Source organism: Rhodococcus sovatensis (assembly GCF_037327425.1).
Lineage (GTDB): Bacteria > Actinomycetota > Actinomycetes > Mycobacteriales > Mycobacteriaceae > Rhodococcoides > Rhodococcoides sovatense.
This window is the reverse complement of record NZ_CP147846.1, coordinates 3,271,313-3,285,134: the sequence shown is the minus strand read 5'-3', so window position 1 is coordinate 3,285,134 and position 13,822 is coordinate 3,271,313. Positions and strand designations below refer to the sequence as shown.

15 protein-coding genes are annotated in these 13,822 nt (G+C 64.1%); 10 read left to right on the top strand and 5 right to left on the bottom strand.

Annotated features, from left to right (window positions below; genetic code table 11):
* Position 1 precedes the first annotated feature (1 nt).
* The 6 genes from WDS16_RS15145 to WDS16_RS15120 all read left to right on the top strand — a co-directional run bounded on the left by WDS16_RS15145 (position 2) and on the right by WDS16_RS15120 (position 6,206).
* Positions 2-868, top strand: coding sequence for a carbohydrate ABC transporter permease (locus WDS16_RS15145; RefSeq protein ID WP_338886066.1), 867 nt, complete (start codon positions 2-4; stop codon positions 866-868).
* A complete protein-coding gene (locus tag WDS16_RS15140; protein WP_338886065.1) occupies positions 868-1,998 on the top strand; it encodes an ABC transporter ATP-binding protein in 1,131 nt (376 codons plus the stop codon). Before WDS16_RS15145 ends, WDS16_RS15140 begins: the two co-directional genes overlap by 1 nt.
* Positions 1,999-3,123: an ABC transporter ATP-binding protein gene (locus tag WDS16_RS15135; protein ID WP_338886064.1), complete on the top strand. Its 1,125-nt coding sequence runs from the start codon at positions 1,999-2,001 to the stop codon at positions 3,121-3,123.
* A gap of 10 nt (positions 3,124-3,133) precedes the next feature.
* Complete coding sequence (locus WDS16_RS15130; RefSeq protein WP_338886063.1) at positions 3,134-4,864, top strand: dihydroxyacetone kinase family protein; 1,731 nt, start codon at positions 3,134-3,136, stop codon at positions 4,862-4,864.
* Complete coding sequence (locus WDS16_RS15125; RefSeq protein WP_338886062.1) at positions 4,861-5,361, top strand: ribose-5-phosphate isomerase; 501 nt, start codon at positions 4,861-4,863, stop codon at positions 5,359-5,361. Before WDS16_RS15130 ends, WDS16_RS15125 begins: the two co-directional genes overlap by 4 nt.
* Before the next feature lie 98 nt (positions 5,362-5,459).
* The gene (locus tag WDS16_RS15120) at positions 5,460-6,206 is read left to right on the top strand and encodes a GntR family transcriptional regulator (RefSeq protein WP_338893468.1); all 747 of its coding nucleotides are present in this window, start codon (positions 5,460-5,462) and stop codon (positions 6,204-6,206) included.
* A gap of 1 nt (position 6,207) precedes the next feature.
* On the opposite strand, the gene WDS16_RS15115 is transcribed toward WDS16_RS15120, so the two are convergent.
* Both WDS16_RS15115 and WDS16_RS15110 read right to left on the bottom strand, forming a co-directional pair.
* Positions 6,208-6,681 carry a glucose PTS transporter subunit IIA gene (locus WDS16_RS15115; protein WP_338886061.1) on the bottom strand — a complete coding sequence of 158 codons (474 nt, stop codon included), beginning with the start codon at positions 6,679-6,681 and terminating at the stop codon, positions 6,208-6,210.
* On the bottom strand, positions 6,678-7,073 hold the full coding sequence (locus tag WDS16_RS15110) for a PTS glucose/sucrose transporter subunit IIB (RefSeq protein WP_338886060.1): 396 nt from the start codon (positions 7,071-7,073) through the stop codon (positions 6,678-6,680). The genes WDS16_RS15115 and WDS16_RS15110 overlap by 4 nt, the downstream gene beginning before the upstream one ends.
* A gap of 94 nt (positions 7,074-7,167) precedes the next feature.
* Between WDS16_RS15110 and WDS16_RS15105 the strand changes: the two genes are divergently transcribed.
* The 4 genes from WDS16_RS15105 to WDS16_RS15090 are packed head-to-tail and all read left to right on the top strand — an operon-like array spanning position 7,168 to position 11,188.
* Positions 7,168-8,325 (top strand): PTS transporter subunit EIIC, encoded by a 1,158-nt coding sequence (locus WDS16_RS15105; protein ID WP_338893467.1) that lies wholly within the window; start codon positions 7,168-7,170, stop codon positions 8,323-8,325.
* Entirely contained in the window at positions 8,322-9,536 is a 1,215-nt protein-coding gene (locus WDS16_RS15100) for an N-acetylglucosamine-6-phosphate deacetylase (protein ID WP_338886059.1), read from the top strand. Before WDS16_RS15105 ends, WDS16_RS15100 begins: the two co-directional genes overlap by 4 nt.
* A complete protein-coding gene (nagB, locus tag WDS16_RS15095) occupies positions 9,524-10,303 on the top strand; it encodes a glucosamine-6-phosphate deaminase (RefSeq protein WP_338886058.1) in 780 nt (259 codons plus the stop codon). The genes WDS16_RS15100 and nagB overlap by 13 nt, the downstream gene beginning before the upstream one ends.
* Before the next feature lie 24 nt (positions 10,304-10,327).
* Positions 10,328-11,188, top strand: coding sequence for an SGNH/GDSL hydrolase family protein (locus tag WDS16_RS15090; protein WP_338886057.1), 861 nt, complete (start codon positions 10,328-10,330; stop codon positions 11,186-11,188).
* Between the two features lie 5 nt (positions 11,189-11,193).
* On the opposite strand, the gene WDS16_RS15085 is transcribed toward WDS16_RS15090, so the two are convergent.
* The 3 genes from WDS16_RS15085 to WDS16_RS15075 form a co-directional block, all read right to left on the bottom strand.
* Positions 11,194-12,009: a shikimate 5-dehydrogenase gene (locus WDS16_RS15085; RefSeq protein WP_338886056.1), complete on the bottom strand. Its 816-nt coding sequence runs from the start codon at positions 12,007-12,009 to the stop codon at positions 11,194-11,196.
* A 16-nt stretch (positions 12,010-12,025) separates the two neighbouring features.
* A complete protein-coding gene (locus WDS16_RS15080) occupies positions 12,026-12,715 on the bottom strand; it encodes an HNH endonuclease family protein (protein ID WP_422395834.1) in 690 nt (229 codons plus the stop codon).
* An 88-nt stretch (positions 12,716-12,803) separates the two neighbouring features.
* Entirely contained in the window at positions 12,804-13,709 is a 906-nt protein-coding gene (locus WDS16_RS15075; protein WP_338886055.1) for an NADP-dependent oxidoreductase, read from the bottom strand.
* Positions 13,710-13,822: the final 113 nt, after the last annotated feature.

Sequence of the window (13,822 nt, the reverse complement as noted above, 5' to 3'; positions counted from 1 at the left end):
CATGGCCAAGGAATTGCTTCCCGGACAGCGAAGGTTCACGCCGGCTTCGATCGCAGCAGACGTCGTGCTGCTGGTGTGGTTCGTGTTCTCACTGTTTCCGATCGTGTGGATGGTGCTCCTGGCACTCAAGACCGACGCCGAACAGACGAGCACCTATTTCTCGTTCTCACCGACATTCGAGAACTTCGGTACGGTGCTCAGTCAGCGCGGAACCGACCTCACCAGCGTCGATTTCACCTCCTCGTTGCTAACCAGCTTGATCAACTGTGGTGGCGCCGTGATCGTTTCGCTCGTCATCGGAATCCCCGCGGCCTATGCCGCCGGACGGTGGCAGTACCGAGGCAGCAACGATCTGATGTTCCAGATGCTCTCGTTCCGTTTCGCACCCGAGCTGATGGTCATCGTCCCGCTGTTCGTCATCTACAACCAGATCGGGCTCTTCGACACCAAGGTCGGCATGGTCTGGGTCCTGCAGCTGGTGACGATGCCGCTCGTGGTGTGGATCCTGCGGTCCTACTTCCAAGATCTTCCGGAGGATCTCGAGCAGGCCGCACTTCTCGACGGTTACACCCGCATCCGCGCCTTCGTCATGGTGGCCTTGCCGCTCGTGCGCCCGGGCATCGCCGCTGCGGCCCTGCTCGCGTTCATCTTCGCGTGGAACAACTACGTCTTCCCGTTGATTCTGTCCGACAGCAACGCGAGCACCGTCACGGTCGCGATCACCAAGTACCTCGGTGGCGGCGGACAGGCCTACTACAACCTCACTGCGGCGGCGGCCGTCATCGCAGCACTCCCACCGCTGATCCTCGCGTTGACAATTCAGCGCTACCTGGTCCGCGGTCTCTCGTTCGGGGCGGTGAAATCCTGATGGCGCAGTTGGCAATCAAGGGACTCAGTAAGAAATACGGCAAGAAAGTCGGCATCGACGGGATCGACCTCGACATCGCGGACGGCGAGTTCTTCGTCATCCTCGGACCGTCCGGTGCGGGCAAGACCACGACCCTCAAATCCATTGCCGGACTCGTCGATGTCGACGACGGCGCCGTGCACATCGGCGGCGAGGACATGACCTCGGTCGAGCCGTACCACCGCAACGTTGCCATGGCATTCGAAAGCTACGCCCTGTATCCGCAGAAGACCGTGTCGCAGAACCTCGCATCGCCGCTGAAGTCCGGCCGCACGGGTAAGTACAGCGAGGCAGAGCAGACCGAGCGGATCAAGTCGGTGACGACGACGCTCGGCATCGACCATCTCCTCGCGCGTTTCCCGCGGGAGCTCTCCAACGGTCAGCGGCAGCGCGTCGCTCTCGGTCGAGTGCTGGTCAGGCCGGCGGATGTCTACCTCCTCGACGAGCCGCTCTCTCATCTCGACGCGAAACTGCGTGCTGCGATGCGCGTCGAGCTACGGCAGCTCGGCGAGATGTCGAAGACGACGACGGTCTACGTCACCCACGACTATCAGGAAGCGCTTGCCCTCGGGGACCGCATCGCGATTCTCCGGGAGGGACGCGTCGTGCAGGTGGACACCCCCGAGAATATCTGGCGGACACCGGCGGACACCTTCGTCGCCAAAGCGCTCGGGCAACCCGAGATCAATCTCTACGACGCGATCGTCGACGACGGAGCTTTGCGAGTGCTCGGCAGCTCCCTCGAGATCCAGGTACCCCGCACACTCGGTCTGGGCGCCGGGGATCATGCGCGGATCGGTATCCGTCCGTGTGACGTCGACGTTCTCGCCGAGGCATCGAACGACCCAGGAAAAGTGAATCTCCACGGCACCGTCGTACTTGCCGAAAGGTTGGGACGTGACGTCGAGGTGTCCGTCGATCTCGGCGGAACGACCCTCATCGCATTGTCCAAGGGCGGACGGCATGTGACCGAAGGGGCGAAGGTCACCGTCTCGGTCGACGCCGCCGACATTCACATCTTCGCGGACGCCGACGGCGAGTCCGACACCGAGAGTCGGCGACTCGGCGCCGCAGATCAGAAGGGGCAGTAAATGACTGCGACACAGACCGCGAACCGCACCGCCGTCGCACAGAGCTTGACGCTGGACAATCTGGTCAAGACCTACTCCTCCCGGGGCCGAGAGGAGTTCAAGGCGGTCAAGGGGATCGATCTGTCCATCGAGCCCGGTGAACTCGTGGCGCTGCTCGGTCCTTCGGGCTGCGGCAAGACGACGACGCTGCGCATGATTGCTGGGTTGGAGACTGTCACGAGTGGGCAGATTCGGATCGGTGATCGCACGATCACCGATCTGCCTCCGGGCAAGCGTGAGGTCGGCGTCGGATTCGAGAGCTACGCGCTCTACCCGCCGCTGTCGATCCGCGAGAACCTGGCGTACGGCCTCAAGGCGCGCAAGGTCAAGGGTGCAGGGGCACTGGTGGATTCGATTGCTCAGCGACTCGAAATGCAGGATCTGATGGATCTGCGTCCGGCGGGACTGTCGAGCGGACAGAAGCAGCGTGTCGCATTGGCCCGAGCGCTCGTTCGTAACCCGCCGGTTCTCCTGCTCGACGAGCCGCTCTCGCACCTCGATGCCTCTGCGCGTCAACGCGTTCGACGCGAACTCAAGATGCTCCAACGCGAATTCGGCTACACGACGATCGTCGTCACCCACGACCAGGTGGAGGCATTGAGCCTCGCCGACCGCCTCGCCGTGATGGACGGTGGCGTCATCCAACAGTTCGGGACACCCGACGAGGTCTTCGACGACCCGGCCAACCTGTTCGTCGCCGGCTTCGTCGGTGAACCACAGATCAACGTGGTCGACGGTGTTCTCCGCCGGGACGGCGATGACACCGTCGTCGAGATCGGCGGTGGGACACTGAAGGTCGACGTCCTCGGCGTCGCCGATGGAACCGAGGTCAAGATCGGCATCAGACCGCAGGACGCATCCATCGTCTCAGGCGTCGCCGGTCCAGGGCAGATCTCCGCATCGGTGGAGTACTTCGAACATCTGATGGAATTCGGACAGGCCAAGATTTCCGTTGCCGGTGGCGCGTCACTGCTCATCCAGACTCCCGCACGCGATCATTACCGCCCCCACGACCGCTGCGCGCTCACCGCTCCGGCGAGCAGGATCTACCTGTTCGACCGTGAGTCCGGCCTCCGCCTTCGATAGAGGATCTGCCATGACTCGATTGTTCAACGATCCAGCGACCTTCACCGAGGACATGCTGGAGGGATTTCTCGACGCCAACTCGCGCTACGTCGTCGGGGTGCCCGGCGGTGTCGTGCGCGCAGTATCGACCCCGGAAGGCAAAGCCACCGTCGTCGTCGGCGGCGGCTCCGGCCACTACCCGGCTTTCTGCGGTGTCGTCGGTCGCGGGTTCGCCGACGGCGCGGTCGTCGGCAACATCTTCACCTCGCCCTCGGCCGACGACGCTGCGTCGGTTGCCCGGGCGGTCGACAATGGAGGCGGGGTGTTGTTGACGACCGGAAACTATGCCGGCGACGTCATGAATTTCGGACTCGCAGTGCAGAAGCTCCGATCCGAGGGCATCGACGCCAGATATCTCGCCGTCACCGACGACATCGCCAGCGCGCCGCTCGATCAGATCGAGAAGCGACGCGGCATCGCAGGCGACTTCACCGTGTTCCGGTGCGCATCTGCCGCAGCCGACTCCGGTTACTCGATGGACGACGTCGAACGCATCGGAACGGCCGCGAACGACGCCACCCGGACCCTCGGCGTGGCATTCGACGGTTGCACCATGCCTGGTGCAGGCGAACCGTTGTTCTCGGTCGAGAAAGGCACCATGGGGCTCGGTCTCGGCATCCACGGTGAGCCGGGTGTGTCCTCGCACGAGATGCCCTCTGCCGCTGAGCTTGCCGATCTTCTGGTGGACGGAGTGTTGGTCGAGAAGCCTGCAGGTAGCAGCGATCGGATCGCTGTCATCCTCAACGGACTCGGCCGCACCAAGTACGAGGAGCTGTTCGTCGTCTGGCAGACGGTGGCTCGCCGCCTGCGCGAGGCCGGCTATACCGTCGTCGATCCGGAGGTCGGGGAGCTCGTGACGAGCCTCGACATGGCCGGATGCTCGTTGACGATCATGTGGCTCGACGACGAGCTGGAACGGTTCTGGACCGCACCGGCCGACACCCCGGCCTATCGAAAAGGTGCCGTGGCCGCGAACGCCGGTGAGCGCAGGTCGGCCTCCGCCGCAGTCGCTGCCGGAGCGGACACGCTGCCGGAGTCCGACGAGGCTTCCCGTGAGTGTGCTCGCTTCGTCCTGAAGTCGATCGATGCGTTGGCAGAACGAATGGTCTCGGCCGAAGACGAACTCGGCCGCATCGACGCGGTTGCGGGCGACGGCGATCATGGACGCGGAATGGTCAAGGGAACGGCAGCTGCTCGGTCCGCGGCACGAGATGCTGCTGATCGGCAGGGAGGCACCGGCTCGGTGCTGGCTGCGGCGGGCTCGGCGTGGGCAGCCAAGGCAGGAGGCACCTCCGGGGTCCTGTGGGGTGCTGCCCTGACGGCGATCGGAAACAGGCTCGGCAACAACGGAACTCCCGGTGACACCGATGTGGCGGAGGCCCTGCGCGCCGGATACACCGCGCTCACGTCACTCGGAGGCGCCTCGCTCGGAGACAAGACGATGCTCGATGCCCTCGATCCGTTCGTGGGCGCAGTCGAGAGATCGGTCGCGGCCGGAGACGGCTGGCGATCGGCATGGTCCGACGCCGTGGCGGTTGCCCAGAAGGCCGCGGTCGGCACCGCAGACCTGCGCCCCAAAGTGGGTCGTGCTCGACCGCTCGCCGAACGCAGTGTGGGCACCCCCGATGCAGGCGCGGTGTCGATGGCCATGAGCGTTGCCGCCGTCGCCGAACTGTTCACGAACCAAGGAATCTCATCATGAGCAAACTCCGTATCGTCGTCGGTTGCGACGACGCAGGACTGCAGTACAAGCAGGCGCTGTTGGCCGATCTCGAGAAGGACGATCGAGTGGAATCCGTCGCCGATGTCGGCGTCGGCGACGACGAGCACACTGCCTACCCGCACGTTGCGGTCACCGCGGCACGCATGATCGCCGACGGCACCGCCGACCGGGCGCTCCTGGTGTGCGGTACCGGGCTCGGAGTAGCCATCAGCGCCAACAAGGTTCCGGGTATCCGCGCTGTCACCGCGCACGACAGTTTTTCGGTCGAACGCGCAGTTCTCAGCAACGACGCACAGGTGTTGTGCATGGGACAGCGAGTCATCGGTATCGAGCTCGCGCGCAGATTGGCCAAGGAGTGGCTCGGCTACACCTTCGATCCCGAGTCGGCGTCGGCAGCGAAGGTGGCGGCAATCGGTGAGTACGAAACCGGGGCTCTCGCCACTGTCGAGGATGCAGCGAAGGCGGTGTGCGACTGACTTCTCCCGGAACTTTCGGAGAAGTGACGTATCCTTCGGGTTGGACCGGACCAGTCCGTACCGCTGGTTCGGCGAGCGACCGGAAGGCCAGCGCCGTGGTGATGCCCATACACCTGAGGGACAGTGAGATCCCGAAGCACGAACAGCTCCGTGCAATTCTGCTGCATCGCTGCACGAAAGAGCTTCAACCCGGGGACCTGATGCCGAGCGAGCGGCGGTTGATGGAGGACTACGGAGTCAGTCGAATCACCGTCCGCGAGGCTATCGGGCAACTCGTCAACGACGGGCACCTGGTGCGTGTACGCGGCAAAGGCACCTTCGTTGCCAGTAGAACGGTGCAGTCCAGACTGCATCTCGCGTCGTTCTCGGAGGAGATGCGCGCGCAGGGGTTGACACCGACGACCGTGGTTCTGTTCGCGCGTCTGGACAAGCCTTCTCCCGCGACGTCTCGTGCGCTCGGCCTGGCGGCGGATGATCAGGCCTATCACGTCAAGCGACTCCGACTCGCCGACGGCGAACCCGTCAGCGTCGACGACGGATGGTTTCACGCAGCACGGTTGCCCGGTCTCACCGGGCATGACCTGAGCAAGTCCGTCTACGAGGCAGTGCACACGCACTACGGTCTGACGATCGACCGGGCCGAGCAAACAGTCAAGGCAACTGCAGCGGACGGTGACACGGCAACACTTCTGGGCACCAAACGTGGTGCGCCCGTGCTGTATTTCGATCGCGTGTCGTTCAGCGGAGACGAGCCTATCGAGCACACCGAGAGTTGGTACCGATGCGATCGATACCAACTCTCGATGGAGGTCGAAGGGCAGCGGCGAACCGCGCAGCGCCGCTGACCTAGGGCAGTTCGAACAGTGCCTCTCCGGCGGTGACGGTGGTGCCGACGGCCTCGGTGGTCACCGTGTCCGGCTTCGTGTCCATGACGACGACGGGAATGACGTCCGAGTATCCTGCGGCGGCGATCGCTGCGGGGTCGTAGTCGAGAACTACGTCCCCGGCCTGCACTCGATCGCCCTCTGTTGCAACGAGTGTGAATCCTTCGCCCCTCATCTTCACGGTATCGATGCCGATGTGCACCAGTACACCCGCCTTGCCGTCGGTGAACACGACGAACGCGTGCGGATGAAGCTTGAGAATTTTTCCGGCTACCGGCGAGCGGACTTCGATTCGACCCGCGGAGGTAGCGGGGCGAATCGCGACGCCCGATCCCACCATCTGCGCCGAGAACACCGGATCGGGTACGTCGCCGAGGGCGAGGACCACACCGTCGACGGGGCTGAGAATCGTGGCCGCAGAAGCTTCCGCTTTCACAGAATGTCCTCGATGTCCTCGGCGAGAGTGTCGGCCTCGGGACCGACGATCACCTGAACGGCCGTGCCCTTGTGGAATACCCCATGGGCGCCCGCAGCCTTGAGCGCTGCCTCGTCGACCAGCGCGCCGTCCTTCACCTCGGTCCGCAACCGGGTGATGCACGCCTCGATCTCGACGATGTTGTCGGCGCCGCCGAGTCCTTTGACGATCGCGTCCGCTTTGGACATCTTCAGTTCCCGCTTTCTGTCGGCTGAGTCACATGGCCGGGTTGACACGAGCTCTTCACCTGGCCAAACTACAACTGGTAATGACCGGACAGTACCCCTCGTGGCGTTCGGCCACAACAGATGTTCTCCTCCCTGCCGTCGAAGACCGAGAAGAAGGTCACTCATGACCACGAAGAGTTCCACGTCGGGTTCGAACCCCGACGAAGCCAAGAAGGAATCCCGCTCGCTCGCCGGGCTTCAGCGTTTCGGTCGGAGCCTCATGCTCCCGATCGCGGTGCTGCCCGCCGCGGGCATCCTGCTGCGTCTCGGGCAGGACGATCTGCTCGGTCGCTTCAGCTCGATGGAAACCGCAGCTTCGGTCATTTCCGCAGCAGGTCAGGCGGTGTTCACGTGGCTGCCGCTGATCTTCGCGGTCGGCATCGCAATCGGTTGGGCCAAGAAGTCCGACGGCTCGACAGCCCTCGCTGCCGTGGTCGGATACATGGTCATGAACGGTGTGTTCGAGGCAATGTCACCGGTCGTCCTTGAAGGAAAGGTCGATGCCAACGGTGACCCTGCCGTCATCAACTACGGCGTGCTGGCGGGCATCGTCATCGGACTGCTCTCGGCGATCCTGTGGCAGCGCTTCTACCGTCAGAAGTTGCCGGATTACCTGGGCTTCTTCGCCGGACGACGCCTCGTGCCCATTCTGACGGCCGTCACCGGACTCGTTGTCGCCGTTCTGATGTCGTTCGTGTATCCACTGTTCTACAGCGCCCTCAACTGGGTCGGCACCACCGTTGCGGACAACAGTGTCCTCGGCGGCGGAATCTACGGCTTCGCCAACCGCATGCTCATTCCGACCGGACTGCACCACATCCTGAACTCCGTCGTGTGGTTCCTCGTAGGGGACTACCAGGATGCGAGCGGTCAGGTGGTACGCGGCGACCTCAATCGGTTCTTCGCCGGTGACCCGTCCGCCGGAGTGTTCATGACCGGGTTCTTTCCGATCATGATGTTCGCTCTCCCCGCAGCAGCATTCGCGATCTACCGCAACGCCAAGCCGTCGCAGAAGAAGTTGGTCGGCGGAATTATGCTGTCCACCGCACTGACCGCCTTCGTCACCGGTATCACCGAGCCGCTCGAGTACGCGTTCATGTTCGTGGCCTGGCCGCTGTACATCATCCACGCATTCCTGACCGGCACCTCGATGGCACTCGTCAACGCGTTGGGGATTCACGACGGATTCTTCTTCTCCGCCGGTGCGATCGACTACGTCCTCAACTTCGGAATCGCCAGCAAGGCATGGCTGCTCATCCCCATCGGGCTCGTCTACGCGCTGATCTACTACTTCCTGTTCAGCTTCGTCATCAAGAAGTGGAATCTGCGCACCCCGGGCCGCGAGGACGACGAGCCCGCTGACACCACGAAAGCATGACGAACGCGGTGAGTACGATGCTGCGTGGTCGAGTCGTCACCGTCGACACCGTTGTCGAGGACGGTGTCGTCGTGGTCGAAGGCGACAGGATCTCGTGGGTCGGCCCGGCCGGTTCGGCATCGGGACAGATTCCGCCGCACACCGGTTCGACCATCCTCCCTGGCCTGGTCGACGTGCACTGTCATGGCGGTGCCGGCGCGAGCTTTCCGGATTCGGGTAGCGGGGACCTGATGACTGCCGTTCGACATCACCGCTCACGCGGGACGACGACCATGCTGGCCTCGCTCGTATCGGCACCGGCCGACAGATTGATCGCGCAGACGTCGTTGTTGGCCGATCTGTATCACGGCGGTGACATCGCCGGGGTGCACGTCGAAGGGCCGTTCTTGTCCTTGGCGAGATGCGGTGCACAGGATCCGAATTCGCTTCGCGCAGGGGATCCCGGCTTGCTCCGGGAGATTCTCGATGCCGGCAGAGGAGCGGTGAAGTCGATGACACTTGCTCCCGAGATCGACGGATTCGTTCGTATCGGCGATGCGCTGCGCGAACACGGGGTGCTGCCGAGCATCGGCCACACCGATGCCGACGCGCTCACGACCCGCCGGGGCGTCGAGGCTCTCGGCGAGGGTCCGATCAGCGCAACGCACCTGTTCAACGGTATGCCCACGTGGCACCATCGAGCGCCGGGACCGGTCAGTGAATGCTTGGCCGCAGCGGCGAAAGGTCGAATCGTGCTCGAATTGATCGGAGACGGAGTGCATCTCGCCGACGAGACCGTCCGAGCCGTGTTCGATCTCGTCGGTGGCGAACGCATCGCGCTGGTCTCCGACGCCATGGCTGCCGCGGGAATGCGTGACGGTCGATATCGGTTGGGGCCGCTGGAGGTCACGGTTCGAGGATCTGTCGCTCGATTGTCACTCGAGGGCGATGATGGTGGCACGGATCAGGACGCGAATCCTATTGCGGGAGGTACGTCTACCGTGCTGGACCTGGTTCGTCGCGCGGTAGTGAACGCGGGTGTTCCACTGGCCGAGGCAGTGCGAGCCGGGTCGTCGACTCCTGCGTCGCTGATCGGTGTGGGACACGAGGTCGGTCGGCTCGCGCCTGGATTCTTCGCAGACATCCTCGTCGTCGACTCGGCTTTCGAACCGGAGCAAGTAATTCGCCGTGGCGAGCGTACACAGAGGGAGGCGGCGTCGTGGAGGTCGTGATTTCGAGTAGTGCCGAGCAAGTCGATCGCCTTGCCGCGGACATCGTCGAACACGTCGTGCAGAGCGGTCCGGCCGTTCTCGGGCTGGCGACGGGTTCGTCGCCGGTAGGTACCTATCGTGAGCTGTCGAGACGACATCGCGAGAACGGGCTCTCGTTCGCACAGTGTCGTGCATTTCTGCTGGACGAATACATCGGTGTGCCCAGGGCCGCCGAGCAATCGTACTTCGCGTTCATTCGCGACAACTTCGTCGATCATGTCGATCTCGACGGTGCCGCGGTGTACTCGCCCGACGGCGAAGCGGACGACATCGCGCGCGAGGCGCAGCGGTACGACGCAGCGATCGCCGAGGCCGGGGGAGCGGACGTGCAGATTCTCGGCATCGGTACCGACGGACACATCGGTTTCAACGAGCCGGGGTCCTCGCTTCGGTCGAGGACACGAGTCAAGACGCTTACCGAGCAGACGCGTGCGGACAACGCCCGGTTCTTCGACTCCCCGGACGAGGTGCCGCACCATGTGCTCACTCAGGGGCTCGGCACGATCGGTGAAGCGCGGCACCTGGTTCTGATCGCAACGGGAGAGTCGAAAGCGGACGCCGTTGCCGCGGCGGTCGAAGGTCCGCTGTCCGCGTTCTGTCCGGCGTCCGTCATCCAGTGGCACCCGCATGTCAGCGTGCTGCTCGATGACGCCGCGGCGTCGGCGCTGGCACTCGCGGACTATTACCGATACGCGTATGCGAGCAAGCCACGCTGGCAGCGACTCTGAGAGATACTGCCCGCGGGAGGTTTCATGACGCACCGTTCACGTGTACGTATCTGCGCTGCCGCGTTGCTCACCGCGCTGGCCTGCGCGGTTTCCGTGGCGCCGTCTGCGCACGCTGATGTTCTCGAGTACGTCAATCTGGGTGACAGTTTCAGCGCTGGGAGTGGCGTACTTCCACTGGTCGGCGATGCCCCACTGGCATGCTTGCGTAGCGAGAGGAATTTCGCTCGGGTCGTGGCAGAACAGCAGGGTTACGAGTTGATCGACGTCAGCTGCGGCGGGGCGTCGACCGAGGACTTCCGCTCCCGGCAACACCCGGATACCCCACCACAGCTCGACGCACTGTCATCATCGACCGATCTGGTCACGTTGATGATCGGCGGTAACGACGGTGGTGTGTTCGCGGGGGCGATAGGTGCGTGTGTGCGGGCGGCGCTCGGCTCGCCGGGAACCTTCAGTCCATGCGCGGACACGGCCGGCACCTCGTTCGTGGACACGATCGAACACCAGACGTATCCCGCAATTGTCCAGGCGTTGTCGGACGTGCGCGACCGCGCCCCGAGCGCGCACATCGTGATCGTCGGATACCCGTGGCTGCTTCCGGCACAGGGCACGTGCTCACCGAACATGCCGGTTGCCGAAGGTGACGTCCCGTACCTCCGCGCGCTGCAATCGACGCTCAACACGGCGGTGTCGAGGGCAGCCTCGGAGACCGGTGTCACCTACGTCGACATGTCGGTCGTATCCGAGGGACATGACGGGTGTCAGCCTGCGGGAAGCAGATGGGTCGAACCGTTGGTCTTCTCGGAGCAGTTCGTACCCGTCCATCCGAATGCGCTCGGTGAGGCGGCGATCGCGGACGAGGTGACGAGGGCGCTCACGCGCTGATGTGCTCAGCGCCGCGAGAATTCCGACGCTCGTCGGATCTGCTCGTCGGTCGGCCGCACGCCGGTGTAGAGGACGAATTGCTCGGCGGCTTGCAGAGCGATGACCTCGGCACCGGTCACGACGGGTTTTCCTGCGGCGCGGGCTCGTACGATCAACGGCGTTTCCGACGGCATGGCCACCACGTCGAACACGGCGCGTGCCGACTCGATCTGGGCGTCGGTGAACGGAGAGAGATCGGCGTCCGGGCCGCCTGCCATGCCCACCGGGGTGACATTGACCAGAAGGTCGGCCGCAACCGACTCGTTCGAGTGGTCGTATCCGTACGCGCTTGCGAGTGTGGGACCTGTCTGCGGATTGCGTGCGACGACCGTTCCGCGCGTGAAACCCGAATCACGTAGTGCCGCAACGACAGCCTTCGCCATTCCGCCGCTTCCGGTCACTGCGACGGACCAGTCGGACGAAAATCCGGAGGACTGCAGTAGGTTCGCGACCGCCTGGTAGTCGGTGTTGTAGGCGTGCAGGACGCCGTTCTCGTTGACGATGGTGTTGACCGATTCGATCGCGTTCGCCGAATCGTGCATCACATCCACCGAGGCGATGACTTCCTCTTTGAAGGGCATCGACACCGCGCACCCTCTGATTCCGAGAGCTCGTATGCCTGCGATGGCGGCGGGGAGATCGGTCGTCGTGAATGCCTTGTAGACGAAGTTGATGTCGAGCTCGTCGTACAGGTAGTTGTGGAAGCGGGTGCCGATGTTGCTCGGCCGCCCGGAGAGCGACATGCAAAGCTGAGTTTCACGGTTCAGAAAGCTGCGCGACATTGTCTGCACAATACGCTCAGCAGGTGTGCGCGATTGCTGCGAGAGCGCGATGGTCGTCCTGCGTGATCGGAAGCTCGTACTGCGCTGCGACCGACAAGTACTTTCCGGCGTAGAAGCAGTGGTATGCACCGTTCGGGGGCAACCACTGCGCCGGTGTGCTGTCGCTCTTCGACTGGTTGTCGGTGCCGTTGACCGCCAACAGATTGAAGTCGATGTCGTTGGCGAAGCGCACGCGCTTGTCCGGCAGCCAGCGGTTGGCGCCCATGTCCCACGCCGCCGACAGCGGGTAGACGTGGTCGATCTGGATCTTTCCGGCGTCGGCCTTGGTGAAGCCGAGTTGCGCGCCGGAGTACGGATCGGCCAGCGTGCCCTCGAGGACCACACAGTTGTGCGTGCCATCGCGGAAAACCACGTTTGTCATGCTCCTGGCCAGGACGTTGTCGCGGGTGCCGCACCCGTCGTGACCGCCTGGTCCGTCGTAGTCGTCGGTCCAGGCAGGACCGAAGACGCAGCCCTCACCGCTCTTGCAGCCGCGCTCGTAACCGACTGCGTCCCCTCTGACAGCGACGACCTGAACTTGGGTGAGCAGTTCCTCGATCTGGATGCGCGTCGGGCTGCCCGGTGCGGGCGGAGGTGGTGAGAAACCAGGGAGGCCGCCGATGTTGCACGAGCCGAACGCTGCCATCACCACGGCGGCAGCCGCCATGAACAGCGCTATCCGCAGCTTTTTCACTCACGCCCAATCTTCGTTGCCGGTATTTGTGTACCGAGTGTGCCGTAGTGCACCGACACGATCAGCCGACCTCGATGACGACCTTGCCCTGGACGTGTCCGGTTTCGACGAGAGCGAGGGCCTCACCGGCCCGCTCCAGCGGAAACGTGTGGCCGATGTGCGGATCGAGGATGCCGCTCGTTACCAGCTCGGCCAATCGCGAGAACGCGTCGGACGATCGGTTGCGCTCGACACCCGATCCGCCGAGCGAGGCAGCAAGCACCGGGTCGGCGACGCTGATGACCCGGGTTGCTGCTTGAACCAGCGGAGCGGCGGCGCGTAGCGTCGCACCTCCGACGAGGTCGAGTACACCGTCCGGTCCGGTCGAGATGTTCTCGGCGTACCCGTCTCCGGATTCCACGAATTCGGCACCCAGGCTCGTCACCCACTCACGCTTGCCTGCGCTGGCAACTCCGATGGTGTCGATACCGTCGGCGCGGGCCAGCTGAAGTGCCGCCGAGCCGACACCGCCGCCTGCCCCGAGGACCAGAAGGGTGTCTTCCTTGCGCAGCGCGAGCTGATCCAGCGCGTCGTAGGCGGTACCCGCCGCTACCGGCAGCGTCGCGGCCGCGGCGAACGTCACGCTCTCGGGCTTGTGTGCAGTGGCTGAGGCATTGAGCACCGTGTACTGCGCGTACGCCCCGTGCCCGGCGGCGGTCGCGCCGAAAACGTGATCGCCTACCGAGAAGCCGTCGACGTGAGTACCGACCTGCACGACGGTTCCCGACACTTCACGTCCGAGAACGGCGGGCAGCACCGTCTGGACGGTGTCCTTGCGGTTGCCTGCGCGCACCTTCCAGTCGGCCGGGTTCACCCCGGCCGCGTGTACCGCAACCAGCAGCTGTCCCTGTCCAGGATCGGCGATGGGCATGTCGAGGAAGTACTCCGTCTCCGGGCCTCCATATTCGCTGAATCCGTACGCGATCATGCGTCCACTGTGCCAAACGTTCACCGAGAACCGGGCATAAGGGAACAGTTCCGCGGTTTTCGTGCGGGTACCGTGCGCGGCGAGCGCAACTGATGCACCGTGCCCAACGGGGA

Excerpts from the sequence above, each read along its gene's own strand:
- WDS16_RS15145 (WP_338886066.1), top strand. The coding sequence starts at position 2 with ATGGCCAAGGAATTGCTTCCCGGACAGCGAAGGTTCACGCCGGCTTCG.
- WDS16_RS15140 (WP_338886065.1), top strand. The coding sequence starts at position 868 with ATGGCGCAGTTGGCAATCAAGGGACTCAGTAAGAAATACGGCAAGAAA.
- WDS16_RS15135 (WP_338886064.1), top strand. The coding sequence starts at position 1,999 with ATGACTGCGACACAGACCGCGAACCGCACCGCCGTCGCACAGAGCTTG.
- WDS16_RS15130 (WP_338886063.1), top strand. The coding sequence starts at position 3,134 with ATGACTCGATTGTTCAACGATCCAGCGACCTTCACCGAGGACATGCTG.
- WDS16_RS15125 (WP_338886062.1), top strand. The coding sequence starts at position 4,861 with ATGAGCAAACTCCGTATCGTCGTCGGTTGCGACGACGCAGGACTGCAG.
- WDS16_RS15110 (WP_338886060.1), bottom strand. The coding sequence starts at position 7,073 with ATGAGTGACCTTCTTCTCGGTCTTCGACGGCAGGGAGGAGAACATCTG.
- WDS16_RS15105 (WP_338893467.1), top strand. The coding sequence starts at position 7,168 with ATGCTCCCGATCGCGGTGCTGCCCGCCGCGGGCATCCTGCTGCGTCTC.
- WDS16_RS15100 (WP_338886059.1), top strand. The coding sequence starts at position 8,322 with ATGACGAACGCGGTGAGTACGATGCTGCGTGGTCGAGTCGTCACCGTC.
- WDS16_RS15090 (WP_338886057.1), top strand. The coding sequence starts at position 10,328 with ATGACGCACCGTTCACGTGTACGTATCTGCGCTGCCGCGTTGCTCACC.
- WDS16_RS15085 (WP_338886056.1), bottom strand. The coding sequence starts at position 12,009 with ATGTCGCGCAGCTTTCTGAACCGTGAAACTCAGCTTTGCATGTCGCTC.
- WDS16_RS15080 (WP_422395834.1), bottom strand. The coding sequence starts at position 12,715 with ATGGCGGCTGCCGCCGTGGTGATGGCAGCGTTCGGCTCGTGCAACATC.
- WDS16_RS15075 (WP_338886055.1), bottom strand. The coding sequence starts at position 13,709 with ATGATCGCGTACGGATTCAGCGAATATGGAGGCCCGGAGACGGAGTAC.